We start from the raw sequence: 24,556 nt of genomic DNA, 5'->3' as shown, positions 1-24,556 counted from the left end.
TTCATGACCAAAAAATCTGTGCTAGTTGTATCCGCTCTATTGGTAGTGGGGTTAATTTGGTATCTCTTTATTATGCCTCAGGATTATGTGGTTCGGTTTCGCACGAAGGCATCATCTGGAACGGTTAACCAGATTGTCAAATTTTGGGCGAGCCAAAAAGGTAATGCCAATTTTCAAGAGCAAAAGAGCTTATCGGATTTTACTAATACAATTATTTTAAACGATACGACCCTTTCTTTCAATTGGAAAATTGTCCCACTGAACGATTCCATTTCGCAAGTAAAAGTGTATGTTACGGATAGCGAGAATAGCTTAAAAAACAGAATACTTCTCCCCTTTTCCGATACTGATTTTGAAAAACGTTCAAAAAGCACTGTAAAAGAAGTTTACTCCCTTCTAAAAAGCCATCTTTCTAATTTTAAAACAACAATTATTGGCGAAGCCGTTATTCCTAAAAAGTACTGTGCCTGTATTCCTTTAAAAAATACGCAATTGGAAAAAGTAAAAGGAATGATGGAACACTACTCGCGGTTAAGTGGTTTAATGGCTAAAAACAGTATTGAACTTGATGGACGACCTCTAGTAGAAGTAGAGCAATGGAACACACGAAATGATAGCATTGCCTACAACTTTTGTTTTCCTATAATTAAAACAGATAGCCTTCCTCAAGCCGAAGAACTTATCTATAAAGAAATTCAAGAGAGAAAAGCCATCAAAGCGGTATATAATGGTAATTACTTAACTTCTGACCGTGCCTGGTACGCATTGCTTGATTACGCTGATAAAAACGAAATTAAAGTTACAAAAGAGCCTTTGGAAATCTTTCACACCAATCCGAATATGGGTGGAAATGAATTAGAATGGGAAGCCGAAATTTTTATGCCGATACAAGTACAAAAATCGGAATAGAACTTACCTTTGTATTCATTAAAACGCATCCCAATGAAATCAATAGCAAAAATAATTTCTCTTAAAGTTGTAGTACTGTTTCTTTTCTATAGCTGTGCTAATCACGGTCAACTAACCTATGTGACCAAACTACCAAAAAGCCTTAAAGAGAATTCCGGCATAGCTACTTACACAAAGGATTCTGCTTGGTTTATAGAAGATAGTGGTAATGATGATGTCATTACCCAAGTAGATTATGAAGGAAACGTCTTAAGGGAACTAAAAGTAAAAAACGCCAAAAACCACGACTGGGAAGACCTTACTGAAGACAAAAAAGGTAGTTTATATATTGGTGATTTTGGTAATAATGAAATTGATCGAAAAAACCTTGTTATTTATAAACTGCCCAACCCAGAATTAGAAAGCGGAGATCACATCACTGCAGAAAAAATAACTTTTAAATATCCGCAACAAAAGCATTTCCCTCCTAAAAAGAGCGAACGACTTTACGATGCGGAAGCTTTTTTTCACTACAATAATTACCTCTATATTTTCACTAAAAACAGAACAAGACCTTTTACTGGTGTTTCTCTTGTTTATAGAGTTCCTGATACCCCAGGAGATTATGATGCAGAGTATCTGGGCAAGATGACCATGTGTGATGATTGGGATACCTGTAGAATTTCTTCCGCTGATATTTCTCCAGATGGAAAAACCGTGGTTCTATTGAGCACTGGAAAAATTTGGACCATTACTGATTTTGACTTGGAGAATTTACCGGAAAGTAACCGAACAGAGATTGATTTATTGGTCCGCACTCAGTTAGAATCCATTAGTTTTTTAGACAACAACACACTTCTACTTTCTGATGAGGAAACAAAAAGAGAAGGTAGAGACCTTTACGAATATGTGCTTAAATAGGTTTTTCTCCTAGCCGTTAAAACCCAAAACCTAGTCCAAAAGAAAAGCGAAGTCCGTCATCACTATTAAAAAGTGCTAAACGTGCCGTAACAATATCTGCTCCGTTTAGGAAAAAACCACCTCCGTAAGAGGTATGCCAATCTTTGGAATTTTCTTTTGGCAACCAAACTCTACCATAATCAAAACCACCATAAAGCCCCATGGCCAATGGTAGTAATTGCGTCTTTATTTTTCTAAGACTATAGCGGATGTCCGTATTCTGATAATACGATTTTTTACCGGTAAACCTTTGGTTTCTAAAACCCCTTAACCCATCTAAACCACCTATACTAGCTCCTTGATAAAATTCGTAATCATCGCCAATATTAAAATGTGCTTTCCATTTTGTTGCCAAAACCAATCTACCGCTAGGTATCAATTTATAATCAAAACTTAAGCTTGGTATGATGTATCCAAAAGCATTCCCGTTCTCTGTACTTCTTTTATATCCTGTTAAGAGAGAAGTAGACATACCCATAGTTGGGAATGCCGCATTGTCCGAATTGGCATATGAATATTCCGCATCAACACCTACAAACCTATTTACAGTTTCCTCACCATTGGCCTGGTAATAGGTATTAATGAATCTATCATCACTTTCTTCTACCTCAATAGACTCGTACGAAACACCTGCTTTAAATTTTGCGCCTAAATCTCCTCGCCAAACCAAAGCGGGCGCAAACTTAAGCGTCTGCAAACGCACTCGGTTATAATCCAAACCTAAATCGTCATCAAAATTATCGGTACTATTCCCAAAATCGAAGAAATTAATAGCGAAGTTCGGACTCGTAAAACGGGCTCCAAAATGCAAGTTCCAATTTTCAAAAATATGAGCAAACTCACCGCTATACCCTAATTCAAAACCACTGGTTGCAAAATAATATGAAGCATCTAGCTTATGCTGTTGTGTAAAAGGATTTTGTCTAAAACCGTTAAAAGTATAGATATCACTGAATCCTATTTTAACCCCATCATCTGGGTTATAACCAATAGTTGGAATAATTTGATTCACCGAGTTTCGTATTTGCAAAGGCAAGTAGTTATTGGTGTTGTAGTCGTCCGTTAGTTTTAACTTAGCTCCACTAAGTTCTTCTATGGTGTTCTTTTTAGTTTTATAATCATAAATGGCAATATTACCACCTTCATTTACCCTATAGATATCATTATTCTGCCCTCCTACCAAACGCATCTTAATGGCACTTCTTTCATCTCCGTTTACTTCAAAAATATCATCATCATCCAAACCGTACACCCATACTTCTTTAGTACTACTTTTATTAAAAACCTTTTTAAAGAACAGTTTCTCCCTTTCGCCTTTTATATTTCTATATACTTTAACCTCGGTTTCCCTATCATTTAAGATATTCACCTCAAACCAATCATCTTTATCCGTACCTACAACTACCGCGTACTTATTTAAAACTCCGTAATAAATTCGGGCAGTTTCTTCAATATTGGCTGCTCTAGCCAAGAGTATACTCTTTATTTCATCTACCGTCTCATCCCTAACTTCTTCAGGAAAATGCATAAATGCTTTGTCAATAACTTCGGAAGTAAGATTCTCACGAATAAATTTGGCCTGTTCTTGCCATTCTTGTGGTGTGGTCTGCGTTAAAAGAGCCATATCCAGCACATAGGTTTTTGGTGAAGAATTGAAGCCTTTTACATTTCTTATGTCTTCATTAAAACCTTCCATTAAACGTAAGCCGGGTATAATTCTCGTGGCCAAGTTCATAAAGAAGCCATCCCCATGTTTTGAATAGACCATATCGCGATCTCTTGGTACGGGTTGGTATAGTATTTTGTCATTTTCTTTATCCTCAAACTCCGCCCATCTCCATTGATCTACATGACGGTCCCAATCTCCCATGACCATATCAAAAAGTCTTGCTCTTAAATACATTTCAGAATCTACAGAGTACTTCTCGTCATCACGTAAATCTTCAAGCATGCTATCCGTACTCTTTAGTTCATTGGAATAACCAAAGCTCTCTAAGTCTCCGTGACCATCTCCTGCGTGCTCTTCTATCATATAAAGTTCATCCCCAAAAGATTGGTTGTACTCCTTTAACGCTGGTTGCTTTGGCACGTAGTATAGAACCGGATTAGTATGATATAGACCCACTGCATCAGATAAAACTCCAGTTGTAAAAGGCCCATATGGGTTAGAGCCGGTATAAAAATCAAGAAGAAGATTTTCTGTGTAGGTGTTCTCAAAATCACCCATTACAAATTGATCTTGAAAAGCCATAGCCTGTAAATACAGTTCCGCATCTTTATGAAGGGCTCGCATGACAAATTCTTTACCATCCTTATCCCTTAATCGTAATGATTTGGACTGATGCCCACCTCCTTTGTGAACCGGAACCAAACCTCCCATAAGGGTATCTAAATTTACCGTTGGAGCTTCTACTTTTGTTGCATAATATTTACGATAACGCTCGCCCCACAGAAATTTAAAAAATCCGCTTTTATCCACATCATCTTCCGAATAAATCGAAGCTTTTACCGTAGCCGGAAATGTATCAGGATACTTATCCTCAGAGAACGTCCTGTTTGGAGGTAAAACCTGAGACGTATACAAAAACTCTTCGTTTTTATTAGCATCCACTCCAAAGAAACGCACTTGTGATGAACCATCTGTATACACCTCTAAAGTGGCGTAACCTCTTTCTCCTGTTGAAAACTTACTGCCGTTCAATAAATTTGTTGCTCCCGTCTTAGCACCGGACCCACTTACGATTTGTGGTGTATTTTCTTCTACTATATATTGAAGTGTATGCTCATGTCCTGAAGCCAATACCACTTTTTCTGAATACTGAGCCAAAGTCAACAAACGCTTTTTTAGCTCAGTATACCTCTTGTTGGTCATATCTTCTATAGACGCACCAGTTGTTCTCCTCAAAACATTTATAAAGCTTCCAAGAATAGGCAACGGCCCTATTTTCCCTTTGGGGTAGAAATGCGACTTAAACGTATATTGCCCACCATGCGTTCCATAACTGAACATTGGGTGGTGCATAGCTATGACCGTAGTTTTTTGTCTATTATCTTTAATTTTATCCTCAAGCTCCAACCAGAATTTATCTCTGGTCTTAATATCACACTTGTCATTCATATCTGGGCGCTTGTTCCAATTGGTCAAGTACCACTCCGTATCTATTGCTATAATAGTTACATCATCATTTACCTCTATTGTTTCTATAGGACAACCATCTTCGGGAAAAAAAACATCTTTACTATCTAACTTTTCCTGAATGTAATCTTGTTCTCGCTCTAGACCTACCAATCCTTCCGTATACCAATCATGATTGCCTGGTATAAAAATGGGCTTCCCTTTAAAATCTGCCAAAGTCTTTAATTGGGCATCCAAATCATTTTTTGCCAAAATATAGGCAGCAGTAGAATCTATAGGATCAGGAAGACCTGCAGGATAAATATTATCCCCTAAAAATAGTGCAGTACTGTTCTTATCCGCTTTGTCTAATTTATCTTTAAAAATTTTAAGCGCGTCGTTCATTCCATCCATAGGAGATAAACCCGCATCTCCTATAAGATAAAACGTGTGTGAAACTTCTTTTGTAGTAGGAACATCTATTTTACCTTCTTCGTTTGCATACTTTGTTTTAAAGGTAGCACAACCTGAAAACAGAGCCAACAATGCTACTAGTGCAAAATGTTTACGAAATAGAACACTATTCACTCTCAATATTTTGTAATTTGGAACCATAAATAATTTTTCATGCCGGATTTACTATCGAAAACCGAAGAATTTGCAATTAACCTGCTAGTCAAAGAATTAGATACCAACTATTTGTATCATAATCTTAGGCATACCCAGCGAGTTGTCAAAAGTACTAAAGAATTGCTTGATTATTATAACTTAAACGCCATTGATAGTGACGCAATAACACTTGCTGCGTGGCTTCATGACACGGGTTATACAAAAGGCTCAGAAAATCACGAGGAAAGCAGCTGTGTTATAGCAAAGGAATTTCTTACCAAGCAAAATTGCGAACCACTAACTATTGAAACGGTCTGCAGTCTGATTATGGCTACCAAACGAGGCTATGAACCTCAAAACTTGATGGAAGAAATCATGAGAGATGCTGATTCCTCTCACTTGGCACGATCTAGTTATCCCGAGACCTGTGAAATGTTGCGAGAAGAATTGCAGCTATTAGGCATTGCCGAAATTTCAACTAAGGAATGGCGCCGGACCAACATTAAAATGTTCCAAACAGAACATCGTTTTTATACGGACTATGCCTTAAAAAACTGGCAAGAAGGAAAAGACAATAACCTTAAAAAATTAGTAAAGCGGGACAAGAAACAAAAGAAGACTCGTAAAAAAGAAGAATTAAAAATTCAGCTTAAAAACCAAAGCCCAGAGAGAGGTATACAGACCATGTTCCGCGTTACCATGCGAAATCACTTAAAACTGAGTGACATTGCAGATACCAAGGCAAACATTCTTTTGTCTGTAAATGCGATTATCATTTCTTTAATGCTTTCCAATCTTATTCCTAAGTTAGATAATCCATCAAACGATTATTTGGTGATTCCTGCAGGTATTTTTGTTCTCTTTAGTGTAGCCTCTATGATCATGTCCGTATTGGCAACAAGACCTAATGTTACTAGTGGTGAGTTTTCCAAAGATGATGTCATTAAAAAGAAAGTGAACCTATTGTTTTTTGGCAACTTTCATAAAATGAAACTTGAGGATTACGAATGGGCCATTCAAGAATTGATTAAAGACCAAAAATACGTGTACGATTCCTTAACGAAAGACCTCTACTTTTTAGGTCTAGTATTAGATAGAAAGTACAAACTATTACGTTGGACGTATACCGTCTTTATGATTGGAATGACGTTATCTGTAATTGCATTTTTTGTAGCCCTAAAATTCTACGGCCCAGAAAGAATCATTGAATTACCTACCTAAGCCTTTAATTCATTCATAAGATCTTCGTACGTGTACGTCTTTTCCTGGTTGTTATCTTTAGTTTTGTAAAGAATGTCTGCCCGTATAGCTTTTAGTCCGCTTACGCCTTGTAGTCCCTCTAATTCAACAATCTCTACCTTACCGGTAAAGTAGCCTTTAGAGCGAAGAAAAGTAATGTATCTGAGGTACTCTAGCTCATCTTTTTTCTGAGAATAGACAATGACCATTTTACCAGCCTGCGTTAAACGCTCATCGGTTCCTTTTATATAAGATTTATCTATACGTTTCTTGATAATTTCATATCGCGCATTGTACGTGCCGTCTACATCAAAACGCTTTTCATCCATTCTAAAACGGATTGAAAGTGACGTACTATAAACCAAAACTAATGAAGCCACGTCTAAAGGCACAGCTAATTTAGGCTTTAAAGCATAATGTGCATTTTCCATCTCGCACATAACCTGTAACTGCCACAAGCGAAGGTTATTGAGATAGAGCATATCAAATTCTTGATCACCTACAATCTCATTACCAATGTACATGTTGTGCTCAACACCATCCGTCTTATACCGCTCAAAGTAATGCGGAAACATACCTTGCGCATTCTTTTGCTTCTTATCGATCAACGAAGCCAATCTCATATTGATTCGCGTAACACTTTCGTCATAATTACGTCTGTGATCATAATAGGAATCTGTTCCCATATCTACGGAAGACTCATAAGAAAGAATCAAATTATTCAACTCATTATCAGATTTTTTCAAATGAGAGAACACAGGATTTATTTCATCCATTACAAAATTAAAAATAGCTTGCTCGCTGTTAGTGTGCAGGCTTTCTTTAATGCTGTCCATATGATTATTCACCCTGAACATCAACTCTTCATAAATAGGTAACTTACTATGCTGCCATGCAGTTTCAAGCACTTTATTTATAGTAGAAAGTTGAATCATCAAGTCGCGCTGAATTGCAGTGTTACGTGCCTGAGATGAATCTTTAATATCTATTTGACCATATAACGGGTACACATTTTTAAAGACAATTTCCTTAAAAGTAGCACTCCTACCTTCTGAATTATCCTTAACAAAACGTTTGGCTTCTTGCTCAAAACGCCAGTATACGGAATCGTGAACCGATGTACATTCATTTTGAATAACTGCATCAATCAGGTTACTTTCCTCTGCTTTAGTTCGTAATACTGCCGATACAATAAAAGGCATTACGTCTTCTAATTTATTGGCATTCACACTATTCAATACATTGGGCTCATATGCTACAAGCTCCAATACACCTAAAAGACCACCATTATCTGCAATAGGCGCCAGAATAGCACTTTTTATACCTTTTTCCCTAAGACCATCATAGAGAGCCATTCCTCCAGAAATATCGTAATGACGATCTACATCTGAAATAGCAAAATAATTATTCTGATCTAATAATCTGCTGTATGAACTTTTACATAAGGCTGTTGTACAATGTAGAGCGTCTTTATCTCCCAAAAGAAAACTCTCCATACCATTTGCAAAAACTTTTTCAAAACGATTCTCTTTAGGATTATACTCCACAAAGCCCACCTTAATATCTGGTGAATTGAAGAAAGATCTAAAAGTTTCCTGCAAATCGCTCATGAAATTATCACTGCTGCGCTTGTCATTAGCAATCAGGCTAGATTTTATTTCTGAGATAGAATGTTCTGCAGTTACATCAAACATATTGGAAATGACAAAACCTTTTGACACAAAACTATGTGGCGGAATTTTTTCCTTCCAAAGCTCTATATTATCAAAATTATCTAGCAATTCATCAACATCTTTCTGGGTAAGCTCCTTTGCCGTATCTGTAGGCAAAATTTCCATGAAATCTGCATTGTACAAGATTCTATAATGACGCATTACGCCATTCTTATCGGGAAGATCATAAAAAAATGGTCTCTTAAAATCAAAATTGAAACCATAGTGAAAATTAAGAATTACCGTACACGCCACAATGTACATTTGGTGCTCAGGTAGATTCCGCATTTGTGGAATAAAATTCTCACCACCTGCATCTTTCAATATTCTTTTAAACCGCTTAGAGGAATTAAAGATTACATCATTATAAGGTAAAGAAGCGGTCTTTATCTCATTATTGGTTACAACCTGTGGGAAGATATCTTGTAAAATGAAATGAATAATGTTCTTATGCTTTTTAAGTAAAGAAACATCATTAAAACCATCACGAAGTTCAGGATACGGTTCTGCTGCCTTTAAAATACGCTGCGCCTTCTCCGCCTCAGTGAAATTGTCACTTTTAGCCATGACATCATACTGCTCCATAAGCTTATTAAAGCTTATTAGCTGGGTAATTGGTAAATCTGCTTCGTAGTTTTTCTCCATTCTCATCTCATCAGTCTTAAATACCCTCTTAAAGTTACAAAATAAAATGTTGTATTGTTAAGGCAATCTTTATGCCCTTCAACGCTTTTTTTAGATATTTATGCAAATTTACGATATGTCGTCCAATACAAGGTTATCCAAAGCGTACCAAACTGCCAAAACGGTACCTTTTGACGATGAATCGAAATTTATCCTCTTTAGTGACTGCCACAGGGGTGACAATAGTTTTGCCGATGACTTCGCAAACAACCGAAATATCTACTTTCATGCCCTAAATTTCTATTATAAAAATGGGTTTGATTATTGCGAAATAGGCGATGGCGACGAGCTTTGGGAAAACCGATTTTTTGAATCTATTTTTCAGGCCCACAAGAATGTTTATGAGCTTTTGCGAAAATATCATTTAGGTCGCAGACTTCATATGATATGGGGAAACCATGACATGGTCTATAAAGACCCAGATTATGTAAAAAAGAATCTAAGCAGCTATTTTGAACCTATAGACGGGGAATCTAAAGAACTTTTTGAAGGCATTACCTATCATGAGGGTATTATACTGCAGCATAAAAATACCGAACAAAAAATTTTCCTGACCCACGGCCATCAGGCAGATTGGTGGAACTATACCTTTTGGCGCTGGAGCCGCTTTTTAGTGCGTGCACTATGGAAACCACTACAGGTGTGGGGCATTGCAGATCCTACTAGTCCGGCTAAGAACTATAAGGAACTTATAAAAATAGAACGCCGTATTAAAAAGTGGATACTAAAAAACAACCTTTTAATCACCATAGTTGGTCATACCCACCGGCCACGCTTTCCCGAGCCCGGAGACATTCCCTTTTTTAATGATGGTAGCTGTGTTCATCCACGAAGCATAACCGGTATTGAAATTGAGAAAGGAAGTATTTCACTTATAAAATGGCAAATATCTACCACAGATGATGGCACACTTCGTGTAGTACGTGTTTTACTGGAAGGTCCTCAAAAGTTGACGGACTACCAAAAAACAAAAAGTTAGAAGAATACGTATCTTTACCGCACCATTAACTAATAATTACATTACATGTTTAAGAAAACACTATTTATTGCCCTTACAGCGCTTGTACTGACTTCATGTTGGAAAGACAAAAGCCCCGAAGACCTTATTCGCTTAAAAGACAAATTCAAAAGTCAAGTATCTACTTTTGAAAGCAAAAAAGAAACTGCCAATAAGAATGTAAACAAAGGCTTAGAATCTCTAAGCGCACTAAAAGCTGCTTTAGAGGATACTAAAAATGAGGATAAAGAATTTGCTAAAGTATATGGCGATTGGGAAAAAGTAGACCGTCGTGTAAATAATCTTAACAAAGAATATGAAGACTTAAAAGAAAAAGCCTCCAATCTTTTTACTGCTATGGAAAAACAGACCAATAGCCTTAGCGACGAAACCAGCAAAAAAACGCTTTTGAGTGCCATTCAAAAAGCGCGTACGAAGTATAACGGCACATTGACCAATACATCAAAAGCAATAGATAAATTGAAACTCTTACACGGTGATGCCGTAGAAGTAGTAAAAGCCCTAGAAGTAGCTGCCGCCCTTAATTCTTTTGATAATATTAATGACCAAATGAAAAGCATAGAAGGCCGTGTCGAAGGTATTATGCAAGAATTAAATGTTGCCGTGGTAGAAAGCAAGAAGCTTTACGAACAGAAGATTACGGAGCTTGGAGAGTAATTTAGTATACCGTGAGGCGTATATTTAATAAAACAATAAATGAAAACCCTTACTTAAAGGGGTTTTTATATCTTAGTTTGGCGAAGTAAATAAATCCACATGAAAACAACAATTGCCTTGGTTCTGCTACTTACAAACACCATGTTGTTTGCACAAAACAAGTCCCATACAGAAGAAATCAAAGCATTTCAAGAGGAATTAAATACAGAATTCAAAAACCCTGAAAAGTCGCCTTTAAGCAGAAGGGAACAGAAGAAATTTACGGGCCATGACTTTTATCCCATAAATGAAACATTCCGCGTGGAGGCAAAATTCACAAGGATTCTAGACCCATTGCCGTTTCAAATGAAAACAACAACTAATAGAACTCCTACCTATGAAAAATATGGGGAAGTTGTTTTTGAGATAGAAGGCAAACAACGCAAATTAACCATCTACCAAAGCCATCGTCTACGGCAAACTGAAGAATTTAAGGATTATTTATTCCTTCCGTTTACAGATCAGACCAACGGAGAGGAAACTTATGGTGGCGGAAGATATATTGATCTAAGAATTCCGGAGTCAGACCAAATTACTATCGACTTCAATAAGGCTTACAACCCCTACTGCGCTTACAACAATTATAGCTCCTGCCCTATTCCGCCAAAGGAAAATGACCTTGATGTAAAAATTGAAGCCGGAGTGAAAGCAGTGAAAAAATAGTCCCTATTTCAACTATAGCCAGAAATAGATTTATTAAGGTCTAAATGCTACACGAATATGTGTTGTTTATAAAAGAGCTGACTCAAACAGCACAACTATTACAGGATTGCAGAGAGCAACCTAAATGCAAAAGATGTTGACATTAAGTTAAAAACATTCAACATGGTATTTTTTTGAATACCTTTACTAAATGCAACAAGAGCTAAAGTCTGAACTTACGAAACAAATCATTGTTGATAAGGCATTTAAGATTTTTTACGAGAATGGTTTTAAGACTACAAGTATTGATAAAGTGATGAAAGCTACCAAGCTTACAAAAGGAGCATTCTACCATCATTATAAAAACAAGAAAGAATTAGGCTTAGCTGTTATTGCCCTAAAAGTTGAAAAGCGAGTTTGCGACAGTATGATTTTACCACTATATGGCGATGGAAATCCACTTAAGATTTTGGAAAAAACTTTTATACACCGCTTAAAATCCTTTTCGTTCTATGATAAGCAACATGGTTGCCCCATGAATAATTTCATTAATGAAATAGGTGATTTTGAAGTAACCTATCAAATAGCTTTAAAAAGTATTGTTGAAAAATGGAAATCGGCCTTAATTCTCTTAATTGAAAGAGGTCAAAGAGAGAACACTATCCACAAAAATATTTCTAGCCAAGCCGTAGCAGTGTATTTAATAAGTGCATTTGAAGGCATACGGGGCATCAGAAAACTTTACAATGATGATTCAATTCTAGACGAATATTTATCAGGACTCACCTTGTACCTAACACAAATAGAAGCTTAATTTTTTTACCCCAAAACATACCTATAAGAATGTTTTTAAATATTACTAATTTATGAAGAACAACAGAAGAGATTTTATTAGAAAAACAACTGTACTTGGTTTAGCTGGCGCAACAATACCCCAGTTCGGTAATGCAGCAAATAAGTCTGCAGAGCCATTTATTACAGGCAGTGAAATTAGACCTAAGGTGCTATTTTTTGACGTAAACGAAACCCTACTTGACCTAACAGCCATGAAAGAGAGTGTTGGAGCTGTATTAGGAAACCGCAGTGATCTTTTACCTTTATGGTTTACTACTATGCTTCAATACTCTTTAGTTACTACCGTAGGAAGACAATACAATGACTTTGGAATTATTGGTGCAGCGGCCTTACAAATAGTAGCAGCCAACAACGGCATTACATTAACTGAAGACAAAGCAAGAGAAGCGATTTTAGGTCCTATTCGTTCCTTACCTGCCCATCCAGATGTAAAACCTGCGCTTCAACAATTAAAAGATGCCGGGTATAAATTGGTGTCCTTTACCAATTCTTCAAACAAAGGTGTTGAGACTCAATTTACCAATGCCGGTTTGCTTGATTATTTTGATGAACGCTTGAGCATTGAAGATATGGGTAAATTTAAACCAGATGCAGATGCCTATGATTGGGCCGCAAGAAAAATGGGAATACGGCCCAACGAATGTATGTTGGTTGCTGCCCATGGTTGGGATATTGCAGGTGCTCTTTGGGCTAACTGGAGAGGCGCATTTGTCAGTAGACCTGGCGCACAATTATATCCGTTGGCTCCCAATCCTGAAATTATTGAGCCAAACTTAACTCCCATAGCTCAAAAGTTGATTGCCCTAAAATAAACAAAATAACATATTGACTATTATGAAACTAGAAAGCAAAGTAATCATCGTAACGGGAGCCTCAAGAGGCATAGGAAAAGAAATTGCAATTTTGTTGGCCAAAAATGGAGCTAAAGTAATTGTCAACCACTCGAACAGTGAAGATGAAGCCAAAGACACCGTAAAAACTATACATAGCAACGGTGGCAATGCCATTGCAGTAAAAGCTGATGTGAGTAACGAAATTCAAGTAACCCAATTGTTTGACAAAGCCATTGAAACTTATGGTAAGGTTGATGTGTTGATCAATAATGCGGGCGTTATGATTTCAAAAAAATTAAAAGACAATACGCAAGAAGATTTTAGCAAACAATTCGATATTAACGTAAAAGGCGTTTTTAATACCCTAAAAGAAGCAGATGCCAAGCTGGCCGATAATGGTATTATCATTAATATATCATCAAGTACCGTTAAACTCATGTTTCCTACCTACGCACTTTACTCGGCTTCCAAAGCAGCGGTAGAGCAAATGACTCGTGTTTTCTCAAAAGAAATAGGTAGAGGTATTTCTGTAAATGCTCTTGCACCAGGCGCTACTGAAACAGATTTGTTCATGAAAGGAAAATCGCAAGAAACCATTGACAAACTAAGTTCTATGAACGCCTTCAACCGATTGGCAAAACCTATAGATATTGCACGAGTTGCGTTATTTCTAGCGAGTGATGATTCTAAATGGATTTCAGGCCAAGTTATAGGTGCAAATGGAGCATTGGTATAAATTATACTGTGTATTAAGTAAAAAACTATCCAAAAATAAATCAACCTAATAATTTTAGTATCCTATTCTGAAATTCATAAAGGAACTTTTGGTTTATTATTTAACTTAGGGTCATCTCGTTAATCTGTAACGAGATGACCTTTTTTTATGCGCAGAGCATCCGAAACTATTTATACAAAACCCGAATATGATAAAAACTAAAGTTTTCTGTTTACTGGTAGTATTAACATTAGGTCTCTATAGTTGTAAAGAACAAAAGACCACACAAACAGACAATCAAGCTATAGAGCTATCTGAATTAACCGTTTCAGATATTCACAAGGCATATGAAGAAGGTTCTTTTAATAGTGAACAATTGGTTCTGGCATATACACAAAGAATCAAAGATTTTGACGGCACCATAAATGCGATCACCATACTAAATCCGCAAGCGCTTCAGGTTGCTGAAGCCCTTGATAAGGAATATAAGGAGACTGGCATTTTACGCCCCTTACACGGAATTCCAATAATTGTAAAAGACAATATTAACACTGCTGGTCTTCCAACAACAGCTGGCTCATTGGCTTTAAAAGATTTCATACCTGAGGAAGATGCGTTTATAATTAAAAAGCTTGTTGAAGCCGGTGCCATAATTATTGCCAAATCTAACATGGCAGAATGGGCCTTTAGCCCCATGCATACAGAAAGTTCAACAGCCGGAACTACAAGAAATCCATATAATACAGATTACGTTCCCGCGGGATCAAGTGGTGGAACAGGTGCATCCATTGCTTCTAATTTTGGCACTATCGGCCTGGGTACAGATACCGGGAATTCTATTCGCGGACCTTCTTCTCATAATTCATTAGTAGGATTCCGAACTACATTGGGATTAGTCAGTAGAAGTGCCATTGTTCCGCTTTATTTAAGAAATGATGTGGTTGGCCCTATGTGCAGAACCGTTGAAGATGCCACCAAAGTATTAGAAATTATTGCTGGGTATGATTCAGATGACCCGCTTACCAAAAACTCAGAAGGCAAAATACCTACTAGTTACACTCAGTTCCTTAAAAAGGATGCACTTGTTGGCGCTAGAATTGGTGTCCTAAGAGAATTAAGTGACAATGACCCTGACCCCGAAATTAAAACGTTGTTTGAACAATCACTTTCAGAACTGGATTCTCTTGGCGCTACTGTTGTGGATTCTGTAGTTGTACCCGGTTTCGCTAGTTTGAAAGAAAACCAGTGGTGCGCTCCATTTCGGGAAGATGTTGAAGGCTTTTTGGCCAGCTACGTAAAAAATGATTCTATAAAAACCATTGAAGATATTATTAAAGCAGGAAGTACTTCTGAATTTGCAAAAGAAAGATTATTAAGAAATGCCGAGCATACCGGCAGATGGGAAGATTCAGAAATTCCTTGTTTAGATGCCTACACAGATACCCGTAGGGTTGCTTTTCGCGAAGCCATAGAAAATGTAATGGATTCTTTAGAACTAGACGCAATAGTGTATCCTTCTTGGAACAATCCTCCTGCAAGAATTGACCACTTCCAAGAAGAATATTTAGGAGATAATAATCAAATTATTAGTCCGCATACCGGTCAACCAGCCTTTACGGTTCCTATGGGTTTTACGGCCAAAAACTTACCAGCCGGACTTCAATTCTTGGGTAGAATGTATGATGAACCCATATTAATAGGCTTGGCATATTCTTACGAACAAGGAACAAAACACAGAAAAACACCTAACTTGCAAAAGGCCCCTACTAACGGAAAACTAGATTAATTGAAATGCAAGTCAGTTTAAATATTCAATGTGCATGGTAGAATTAAAAAACTATCAAACGGATATTACCGAACAGTTTACTGAATTCAGAAACAACCCCATTATTTTTGATAATGGTTATGATAAAGTTCTTAATCCGTTTACTTTAAAGGATGCCGAAGAGTTTATAGCTATTCAACTTAAAAAGAGTCCTGCGGAAAGAAAATTAATCTATTGGAAAGGTGTTTTTGTTGGCGAAATAGGAATAGATATTAAAAAAGATGTTTTTAGATTAAGTGCCGAAATGGGATATTTTATAGGTGAGCCTTTCTGGGGTAATGGAATTGCCACCAAGGCCATAGCATTAATGACCGATTATGCTTTCAGTACTTTTGATATCGTAAGAATAGAAGCTGGCGTTTTTGAATTCAACAAACCCTCTATGCGTGTTCTGGAAAAGAATGATTTTACTTTAGAAAGCATTAAAAGAAATGCAGCATTCAAAAACAATAAAATAATAGATGATTACCTTTGGGTTAAGTTGAAGAAAGGGGTTAAATAACATTAGTATTCAAGTTATGGAATATTCGATAGCATCACGTTCATCTTCAAAAGCTAATGCTTTAATAGACATTAAGCAATCTGAAATTAGTTTTGGAATTACCCCAGAAACAGAGGATAGTTTACCAAACCCAGCCGAATTATTTTTAGGGTCATTCTCTTCTTGTATTCTTAAAAACGTGGAGCGTTTTTCTATTTTGATGAATTTTGAGTATACCACTGCTGAGATTTTGGTAAGAGCCACGCGTTTAGAGAAACCTCCAAGAATGGATAATATCAATTACGTTCTGAAAGTATACAGTCAAGACGAAAGCCTAAATATTGACTTATTAAAAAAGAACATTGAAAAGTTTGGAACCATATATAATACGGTTAAACTATCTTGCTCTATAAAGGGTGAAGTTCAAAAAGTATCAGAATAAAAAGTAATCTGATTCTCCCTCTTTATAAAATTCGGTTTGCTTTAGCTTCTGCTTTCTTGTTCTCAAACACTTTTGTGCTGGTTTTCATATCTGCATATCTTGGGTCTTGCACATAATCTTGCTTTTGCATTTTTATAACTTCAATACTTAAAAAACCAAATTCGCTCACCACCTTACCGTAAAACCGATAAATACCTTTACCTCTAAAGTTATATTTAGCGGCTACCGGCGGAAAAAGAACGGTATCAAAAACCTGTCCGTGTTGATCTACCAAAGTGGCAAAATACATACGTTTCCCATTATGCGTACTGGTATTTTTAACCGTTACCAAGTACCCATAAATATCTATATGATGACCAAGATACTTTTCAAGGTCTTTACTGCCTCTGCTATTTTTAGGTGGCTCTATCAATAATTCAAATGGGCTGCACAAACAAAAACCCAACAGCTCCAATTGCGTAAAGGCCATTTCCAAATGAGTGGTATACAACTCTGGAATCTTAAAATCTTGATGTTTGGGCGGGAAGAGTTTGGGATGGTCTACTTTCTTTCCCTTACTGAGAAAAAAATAAGCTTTCCATAGCAACTCATGTTTGTTGATTGCCGTAAATCGAAATGCATTTATACGAATAAGCACATCTACCTGTTCTACCGAAATAAGGACACGGTCTAAAAAATCTTCCAAAGACAAAAAAGAACCGTTGCCAGCGCGCTCTTTTAAAATGCGTTCCACTACTCTACTTTCTAATTCCCGTAAAAACCCAAAACCTATAAAAACATCGGTTCCATAGATAGCATTTGCATAATGGCTCCTATTAACACACGGCGGATGTACGGTGCCACCCAACATACGTACCTCGTGTACATAAAATTCAGGACGATAAAATCCGCCACCATTGTTAAGTACAGCCACCATATATTCCAATGGGAAATATGCCCGTAAAAACAGCGTCTGATAACTTTCTACAGCGTACGAAGCAGAATGTCCTTTGGCAAAAGCATACCCGGCAAAACTTGCAATCTGTTCCCATATTTCAAAAATAACGTCATCACTTTCGCCTTTTCGTCTGCAGTTGTCTATAAACTTATCTTTTACTTTCTGAAACTCTTCTCGTGACCTAAATTTTCCGCTCATTCCGCGACGTAATACATCGGCTTCGCCCAAATCCAAATCGGCAAAATGATGAGCCACCTTTATAACGTCTTCTTGGTAGACCATAACACCATAAGTCTCCGGCATAATGCTTAGCAAAACAGGATGTGCTTTTTCTTCCGTCCTACCCGGATTCCGATGTCTTAAAATATACTCGCGCATCATTCCGCTTTTGGCTACCCCAGGTCTAATAATAGAACTGGCAGCGACCAAACCCAAATAATTATCGACCTCTAATTTCTTTAAAAGCATACGCATGGCAGGAGATTCCACATAAAAACACCCCATACATTGCGCGGTCTTTACCAAGGTATTAACCGACTCGTCAGTCTTTATTTTTTTGATATTATGAATATCAAACGTGTCCTTTTTTTCAGGTTGATTATACGCTATAATATCTAGCGCCTCCCGTATTTTGGCGAGTCCGCGCTGCCCAAGAATATCAAATTTGAACAATCCTACGTCTTCCGCTATCACCATATCAAACTGTACGGTCGGAAACCCTTTGGGAGGCATATGCGTAGCAGAGAAATAATGCAATGGTTTTTCACTAATTAAAATACCTCCGGCATGTATACTCAGGTAGTTGGGCATATCTTTAATGAGGCGACCATACTTTAGTACCAAACGCGAAACCTCATCTATCCTAGAAAGGTCCAATCTGCCCTCACAAAGCAAATCTATTTCACTTTTTGGAAGACCAAATACTTTACCCAATTCCCTAATAACACCTCTTTCTTTAAAAGTCACATAGGTACCCAATAAGGCCACATTTTTAAATCGCTCAAAAATATATTTGGTCATTTCTGGCCGATCCCGATGGGAGAAATCGATATCAAAATCTGGCGGATTAGCACGATATAAATTAATGAACCGCTCAAAATACAAATCGAGCTCCATAGGGTCCACATCCGTTATACGAAGCAGATATGCTACAATACTATTAGCACCACTACCACGGCCTACATAGAAAAAGCCTTGTTTACGTGCATGAGAAACAATATCCCAATTCAGCAAAAAGTAGGACACAAATCCCATGCTTTTAATAAGCGTTAACTCTTTGCTCACACGATCCAATATATCCTGATCAACCGTTTCATATCTATAAGGCAAACCTTCTTTGCAAAGCTTTTCCAAAAGCACCTCATCTTCTTCTTTACTATCTAAATAGGTTTTTTGATTTTGAGGAGACCTATCAACTGAAAAATCAAAAGAAATGGAACAGGCGTTCATTAAGCGTTCTGTGTTCTCAAGAATAAAAGGATATTCAGAAAAGACCGTAGCTAGGTTTTGAATCGGGAACATTTTTTCTTCCTCGTTGCCCTCTTCGGTCTTATCTAGTTTGCTCAACAAGCAATTATTATCAATAGCCCGTAATAACCTATGCGCATTAAAATCACCTTTATTACGAAACGTAACCGGTTGTTGAACTACCAGCTTATCCTTTAAATTCAAGATTTTTGAAAAGGGTAATCGCCTTAAATCAGAAATAGATATTCCAATAAATTCATTTTCGGTAAAAATGGACATGTTGTTCTCAACTACCTTTTCAAAAGGATATACAACATAGGCATGTTCAAACTTGGGAGCTGCCACGGGTATTTCCTTTTTTTCATGTAAGTACCTAGACAGGAAATTATTGAGCTCCAGATACCCTTCATTATTTTTTGCAATACCTACAAAGCACTGATTTACCCCATTTCTAAAATCGAGACCTAATATAGGCCTGACATTATATTCCGGAGCCTTTCTGACAAAATTAAGCGCAGCAGAAGTATTATTAATATCTGTCAAAACCACCTGTGTTACATGATTGGCCTGTGCCAAATGCAAGAGTTCGGTCTCTGAAAAAGTACCGTAGCGCAGACTGTAATATGTATGGCAGTTTAAATACAAATTGATTAGTGGTTAATGGTTAAAAAAAATGGTGTTCGATTCTTTGAGCTGAAAAATCTTTAGAATTATAATCGGTAGTTATTGTTTCCTATGAGCCAACACAACAGGAGGGCGACCATCAAACGGATTCTGCATTCGCCCAATACTACGTGCTCCCATAGCCGAAGCCCTAATGACACTTTTATCGCCATATCTATTCCTAATTCTATCCATAGCATCATATAAGTTTAGCGCCTCTTCCGTATCATCAAAAAGATTAATCTGATAGTTCCCCCCCACCAAATGGCTAAAGCGAATACCGATTAAACGCACCAACAATCTGCGGTTATATAGTGTTTTGAACAGGTCCAGTATTTTGGGAATCAGAATATGGTCTCCACTGGTATAGGGTATGCGCAACTGTTTTGAATAGGTATTGAAATCTGAGTATCTAATCTTTACCGCAATGCAAGCTGTAAGCTTTTCACCACGCCGCAATTGGTAGGCTAAATTTTCTGTCATAGCAATGAGAATGCCCCGTAGCATGGTTACATCTATAGTATCCTTATCGAACGTGCGCTCTGTAGAAATAGATTTCCGTTCACAGAAAGGTATTACCGGGGTATTATCTAGTCCGTTGGCGCGTTTCCAAATAACCGCACCGTTTTTCCCTAGTACATTCCGCATGACCTCTATGGGCATTTCTTGAACAGTATGTATTTTACGAAGTCCCAAATTCCGAAGGGTCTGATACGTTTTGTCGCCCACCATTGGTATTTTCTTTATGGATAAGGGTGCTAGGAAAGGTTTCTCAAATCCGTAATCTATTTTTAGTTGATTACTAGGTTTTGCTTCGCCCGTAGCCACCTTAGAAACCACCTTATTTGCCGATAGCCCAAAGGAAATAGGTAATCCCGTTTCTCTAATAATGCGCTGCCGCAACTCTGAAGCATATTTATAAGAGCCAAAAAAGCGGTCCATTCCGGTGAGATCCGCATAGAATTCATCTATACTGGATTTTTCAAAAAGAGGTACCTGCTCTTGTATGATTTCCGTTACAACATCTGAGTGTTTACTATAGGTTCCCGCATTACCTCTTATTGCAATAGCTTCCGGGCAAAGTTCTTTTGCCATTTTCATGGGCATACCGGAATGCACACCATAACCTCGGGTTTCATAGCTACAGGCAGCCACTACGCCCCTATCGCTAAGTCCGCCAACAAGTAGAGGCTTGTTCACCAAATCTCTATTGATGAGCCGCTCTACGGATACATAAAATGTATCCAAATCTAGATGTAAAATGGTTTTTTCCATAACTGTCGCAAAACAACAACGCTAAATTATGGAATATTTCCTGTTATTTGGATTATATCCAAAAACTAGTGTGTTAAATTTTGAGATGCGAGGATTGGGGTGAGTTAATACTCTGTCTGAACACATATTCCCTTCAAAGGAATTTATGAAAATAGCGATTTGTTTGGAAAGATCACAAGAGCGCTTAACTTAGAGGGCAACTAAAAAGTAACCGACCATGAAAAGATTCAAAGCACTCGATGTATTTCGGGGATTGACCATTTGCCTAATGATTATCGTAAATACGCCCGGAGACTGGAGCATGACCTTTTCACCCTTGCTACATGCCAATTGGCATGGATTTACCCCTACCGATTTGGTTTTTCCTTCATTTCTGTTTGCGGTTGGTAATGCATTTGCTTTCGTCAAAGCCAAGTGGGCCGACAAACCATTATCCGAAGTTTTCAAAAAAGTAGGTAAGCGTTCGTTAATTATATTTTTAATCGGATACAGTATGTATTGGTTTCCATTTGTTTCTTGGACAGAAACCGGAGATCTTGCAGCCGTTCCTATTAGTGAAACAAGAATACTTGGCGTTCTACAACGCATAGCCCTTTGTTACTTTATTGGTGCCGTTATGATATATTTTCTAACCAATAAACAACTGATTATAGCTTCGGTAGTGATACTCCTAGGGTACTGGGGTGTACTGAGTGCTTTTGGCGATTATACTTTAGAAGGAAACTTTGCAAGAACAGTAGACCACATTTTTTTAGGAGATAACCATGTATATATGGGCAACGGCATACCGTTTGACCCTGAAGGCTTATTGAGCACCTTACCATCTATTTGTAACGTTTTGGGTGGTTATCTTATAGGTAAATACATCATAGATAGTGTTATTAGCTACGAGAAATTGGCTAAGATGTTGCTTGTTGGAGCTGGTTTATTAGTTGTTTCTTATCTATGGGATCTTGGTTTTCCAGTAAACAAAAAATTATGGACAAGCTCATTTGTAACACTTACTGTTGGTCTTGATATTATTGTGCTATCTGTATTAATCTACACCATAGAATTCTTAAAAAAACCTATCAATTATAATTTCTTTGAGGTTTTTGGAAAGAATCCGCTTTTCATCTATCTACTATCGGAATATGTGGCTATTGGAGCGCTTTTTATTCGTGTGAATGGAGAGCAAAGTCTTTATAGCTATGTGTACGAAAAAGGATTTAGTTGGATAGGCCCCTACTTTGGGTCATTTGCCTTCGCCATTGTTTTCATGCTCTTTTGCTGGAGTTTTGGCCTTTGGTTGGATAAGAAAAAGATTTATATTAAGGTATAGATTATTAAAAACACTATAGTATAACCCATTTATATGCGGTCCCAGTTAAAATCCTATTTCAAATAAGAAAACAACAAAGCCCGCTAATGCGGGCTTTGATAATTATATGAATGCTCTTTTGTAGCTTATTTAGTAGCCCAATCAAAAATTGCAACATCAACAGCAGTACCGTTGAAAACATCATCTTCAGCAGTAGTAAGAGCTGTTTCATCAACAATTACGTTTGCAAGAGGTCCTGCATCCTTCATATCAACGTTAGTATCGTAACCTGTAAGGCTAACGTTAGTTAAAGTTGCACCAGAAGTCGCTTTAAATTGAAGTGCCGTACCACCAACAGTTGAAACAGCTGTAAAGTCAATCAATTTTGGGTTGCCATTTGCCTTATCTGCTTCAACAGCAGTAGAAAATCCTTCTTTACTATGAACAACATAAGAAGTAGTTACTGTACCGTTCCAACCTTCTGTCCAGTCAATAGAATCATCTTGGTTGTTCTCAAAGTAAAGGTTAGAAGCAGAGACCGTTCCACCAAAGAACTCAACACCGTCATCATCACCATCGATCATGGCAACATTGTCAATAGTAGTTCCAGAACCTACAGCGTAAAGTGTAAGACCGTTGTACTGAGACTCAGCATTGATTTGTGCTCCGGCATTCTCAATAATTAAATAGCTTATCTCCCCTGAATTATCTTCATCATCGGTTCCACCATATTCAAAGTTGCTTACTTCTGCAGTAGCATTTACACCAGCAGTAGTAGTAGCATCTCCTAAAATAACAAGTCCACCCCAATCACCAGGGTTACCGTTTGTAGAAGTCATAACAACCGGGGCAGCTTCAGTACCCTCAACCATAATCATAGCTCCTTTTTGAACAACGATAAAAGTTTCAGTCTCATCACCAGACTCAACCTGAGCACTGATTTTAGTTCCAGCAGGAATAGTTAGCGTAGCACCAGACTCAACACTTAAGCTTGTAGTTAAAAGATAGCTAATAGAAGCGTCCAATGTAAGGTCGCTAGTTATGTTTCCTGTTAGAATACTACTTCCACCTACAACGGCATCTGCATTAACCCAGTCAAATATGGCAACATCAACAGTTGCATTAGCATTATAGCTGTTTTCTGGATCACCGTCTTCACCTTCGATAATTACATTGGCCAAAGGACCATCATCTTTCATATCTATTGAAGTATCGTAACCGCTTAAAGAAAGACCAGTGATCGTAGCACCAGAAGTAGCTTTGAACTGTAAAGCAGTACCACCAACAGTTGAAACAGCAGTAAAGTTTATCAACTTAGGGTTACCATTATCCTTATCTGCTTCAACAGCAGTAGAGAAACCTTCTTCTGTATGTAAAACATATGCGTTTGTAACCGTACCGTTCCAACCTTCTGTCCAGTCAATAGAATCATCTTGGTTGTTCTCAAAGTAAAGGTTGGATGCTGAAACCGTTCCACCAAAGAACTCAACACCATCATCCTCACCATCTATCATTGCAACATTGTCAATAGTTGTTCCAGAACCTACAGCATAAAGTGTAAGACCGTTGTACTGAGACTCAGCATTAATTTGTGCACCAGCGTGCTTAATGATCAAGTATGTAATAGAACCTGAGTTATCATCATCAGCAGAACCACCATATTTAAAGTTACTTACCTCAGCAGTTGCATCTACACCAGCTGTTGTAGTAGCATCTCCCAAAATAACAAGTCCACCCCACTCACCTGGCTGGCCACCTGTAGATTGCATTGTTACCGGCGCAGCAGCTGTACCTTGAACATCAATCTCACCACCTTTCTGAACAACGATAAAAGTTTCAGTTTCATCACCAGACTCAACTGTAGCGTTAATTACCGTTCCTGCAGGAATAATTAATTTACCACCAGCTTCAATACTATAGCTTTTTTCTAAATCATAGGTCTTGGTAGCATCTAGAGTTCTCTCTTCTGTTAATGTTCCCGTTAGAGTAGTTCCTTCTTCAGTTGCCTCACATGCTGCACAAGCACCACCACAGTCAATACCCGTTTCATCACCGTTCTGAATTCCATCGGTACAAGTAGGTACAGTTGCATCAGGTCCATCGTCCGGAGCATTGTCATCGCTACTACAACTTGCAAAGGTAATGGCGGCTACCATTGCCAAAACTTTTACAAAGTTTCTCGTTTTCAATTTCATAATTA

The 24,556-nt window shown here is 37.6% G+C and carries 18 protein-coding genes; 13 read left to right on the top strand and 5 right to left on the bottom strand.

Annotated features, from left to right (window positions below; translation table 11 throughout):
• The first annotated feature begins 3 nt into the window (after positions 1 to 3).
• Both IWB64_RS08065 and IWB64_RS08060 read left to right on the top strand, forming a co-directional pair.
• Positions 4 to 909 carry a GyrI-like domain-containing protein gene (locus IWB64_RS08065; RefSeq protein ID WP_194533527.1) on the top strand — a complete coding sequence of 302 codons (906 nt, stop codon included), beginning with the start codon at positions 4 to 6 and terminating at the stop codon, positions 907 to 909.
• 33 nt (positions 910 to 942) lie between these two features.
• On the top strand, positions 943 to 1,809 hold the full coding sequence (locus IWB64_RS08060; protein WP_194533526.1) for a hypothetical protein: 867 nt from the start codon (positions 943 to 945) through the stop codon (positions 1,807 to 1,809).
• Between the two features lie 16 nt (positions 1,810 to 1,825).
• Here the strand turns inward: IWB64_RS08060 and IWB64_RS08055 are convergent, their stop codons facing one another.
• Positions 1,826 to 5,578: a metallophosphoesterase gene (locus IWB64_RS08055; RefSeq protein ID WP_194533525.1), complete on the bottom strand. Its 3,753-nt coding sequence runs from the start codon at positions 5,576 to 5,578 to the stop codon at positions 1,826 to 1,828.
• A gap of 12 nt (positions 5,579 to 5,590) precedes the next feature.
• On the opposite strand from IWB64_RS08055, the gene IWB64_RS08050 reads away from it, so the two are divergent.
• Entirely contained in the window at positions 5,591 to 6,793 is a 1,203-nt protein-coding gene (locus IWB64_RS08050) for a Pycsar system effector family protein (RefSeq protein ID WP_194533524.1), read from the top strand.
• Here IWB64_RS08050 and IWB64_RS08045 read toward each other — a convergent pair.
• Positions 6,790 to 9,168 (bottom strand): GAF domain-containing protein, encoded by a 2,379-nt coding sequence (locus IWB64_RS08045; RefSeq protein ID WP_194533523.1) that lies wholly within the window; start codon positions 9,166 to 9,168, stop codon positions 6,790 to 6,792. The genes IWB64_RS08050 and IWB64_RS08045 overlap by 4 nt on opposite strands.
• Positions 9,169 to 9,283: 115 nt before the next feature.
• Between IWB64_RS08045 and IWB64_RS08040 the strand changes: the two genes are divergently transcribed.
• The 9 genes from IWB64_RS08040 (at position 9,284) to IWB64_RS08000 (ending at position 16,714) form a co-directional block, all read left to right on the top strand.
• A complete protein-coding gene (locus tag IWB64_RS08040; protein WP_194533522.1) occupies positions 9,284 to 10,186 on the top strand; it encodes a metallophosphoesterase in 903 nt (300 codons plus the stop codon).
• Positions 10,187 to 10,231: 45 nt separating this feature from the next.
• Positions 10,232 to 10,882, top strand: a complete 651-nt coding sequence (locus IWB64_RS08035) for a hypothetical protein (protein ID WP_194533521.1) — start codon at positions 10,232 to 10,234, stop codon at positions 10,880 to 10,882.
• A 99-nt stretch (positions 10,883 to 10,981) separates the two neighbouring features.
• Positions 10,982 to 11,584, top strand: coding sequence for a DUF1684 domain-containing protein (locus IWB64_RS08030; protein WP_194533520.1), 603 nt, complete (start codon positions 10,982 to 10,984; stop codon positions 11,582 to 11,584).
• Between the two features lie 190 nt (positions 11,585 to 11,774).
• Positions 11,775 to 12,377: a TetR/AcrR family transcriptional regulator gene (locus IWB64_RS08025; RefSeq protein WP_194533519.1), complete on the top strand. Its 603-nt coding sequence runs from the start codon at positions 11,775 to 11,777 to the stop codon at positions 12,375 to 12,377.
• A gap of 52 nt (positions 12,378 to 12,429) precedes the next feature.
• A complete protein-coding gene (locus tag IWB64_RS08020; RefSeq protein WP_194533518.1) occupies positions 12,430 to 13,230 on the top strand; it encodes a haloacid dehalogenase type II in 801 nt (266 codons plus the stop codon).
• A gap of 22 nt (positions 13,231 to 13,252) precedes the next feature.
• Entirely contained in the window at positions 13,253 to 13,987 is a 735-nt protein-coding gene (locus IWB64_RS08015) for an SDR family oxidoreductase (RefSeq protein ID WP_194533517.1), read from the top strand.
• Between the two features lie 187 nt (positions 13,988 to 14,174).
• Positions 14,175 to 15,752: an amidase gene (locus IWB64_RS08010; protein ID WP_194533516.1), complete on the top strand. Its 1,578-nt coding sequence runs from the start codon at positions 14,175 to 14,177 to the stop codon at positions 15,750 to 15,752.
• Between the two features lie 34 nt (positions 15,753 to 15,786).
• Positions 15,787 to 16,293, top strand: a complete 507-nt coding sequence (locus IWB64_RS08005) for a GNAT family N-acetyltransferase (protein WP_194533515.1) — start codon at positions 15,787 to 15,789, stop codon at positions 16,291 to 16,293.
• Positions 16,294 to 16,309: 16 nt separating this feature from the next.
• Positions 16,310 to 16,714, top strand: coding sequence for an OsmC family protein (locus IWB64_RS08000; RefSeq protein WP_194533514.1), 405 nt, complete (start codon positions 16,310 to 16,312; stop codon positions 16,712 to 16,714).
• Positions 16,715 to 16,736: 22 nt separating this feature from the next.
• Here the strand turns inward: IWB64_RS08000 and IWB64_RS07995 are convergent, their stop codons facing one another.
• The gene (locus IWB64_RS07995; RefSeq protein WP_194533513.1) at positions 16,737 to 19,763 is read right to left on the bottom strand and encodes a DNA polymerase III subunit alpha; all 3,027 of its coding nucleotides are present in this window, start codon (positions 19,761 to 19,763) and stop codon (positions 16,737 to 16,739) included.
• Between the two features lie 78 nt (positions 19,764 to 19,841).
• Positions 19,842 to 21,056: a DNA polymerase Y family protein gene (locus IWB64_RS07990; protein WP_194533512.1), complete on the bottom strand. Its 1,215-nt coding sequence runs from the start codon at positions 21,054 to 21,056 to the stop codon at positions 19,842 to 19,844.
• A gap of 217 nt (positions 21,057 to 21,273) precedes the next feature.
• Here IWB64_RS07990 and IWB64_RS07985 point away from each other — a divergent pair, with 217 nt between their 5' ends.
• Positions 21,274 to 22,377: an acyltransferase family protein gene (locus tag IWB64_RS07985; protein ID WP_194533511.1), complete on the top strand. Its 1,104-nt coding sequence runs from the start codon at positions 21,274 to 21,276 to the stop codon at positions 22,375 to 22,377.
• Positions 22,378 to 22,502: 125 nt separating this feature from the next.
• Here the strand turns inward: IWB64_RS07985 and IWB64_RS07980 are convergent, their stop codons facing one another.
• Positions 22,503 to 24,551: an autotransporter outer membrane beta-barrel domain-containing protein gene (locus IWB64_RS07980; protein ID WP_226975830.1), complete on the bottom strand. Its 2,049-nt coding sequence runs from the start codon at positions 24,549 to 24,551 to the stop codon at positions 22,503 to 22,505.
• Positions 24,552 to 24,556 lie beyond the last annotated feature (5 nt).

The sequence above is a fragment of the Zobellia nedashkovskayae genome (genome assembly GCF_015330125.1).
Lineage (GTDB): Bacteria > Bacteroidota > Bacteroidia > Flavobacteriales > Flavobacteriaceae > Zobellia > Zobellia nedashkovskayae.
Note: the sequence above shows the minus strand (reverse complement) of the source record. Positions and strands in the feature narration are given on the sequence as shown.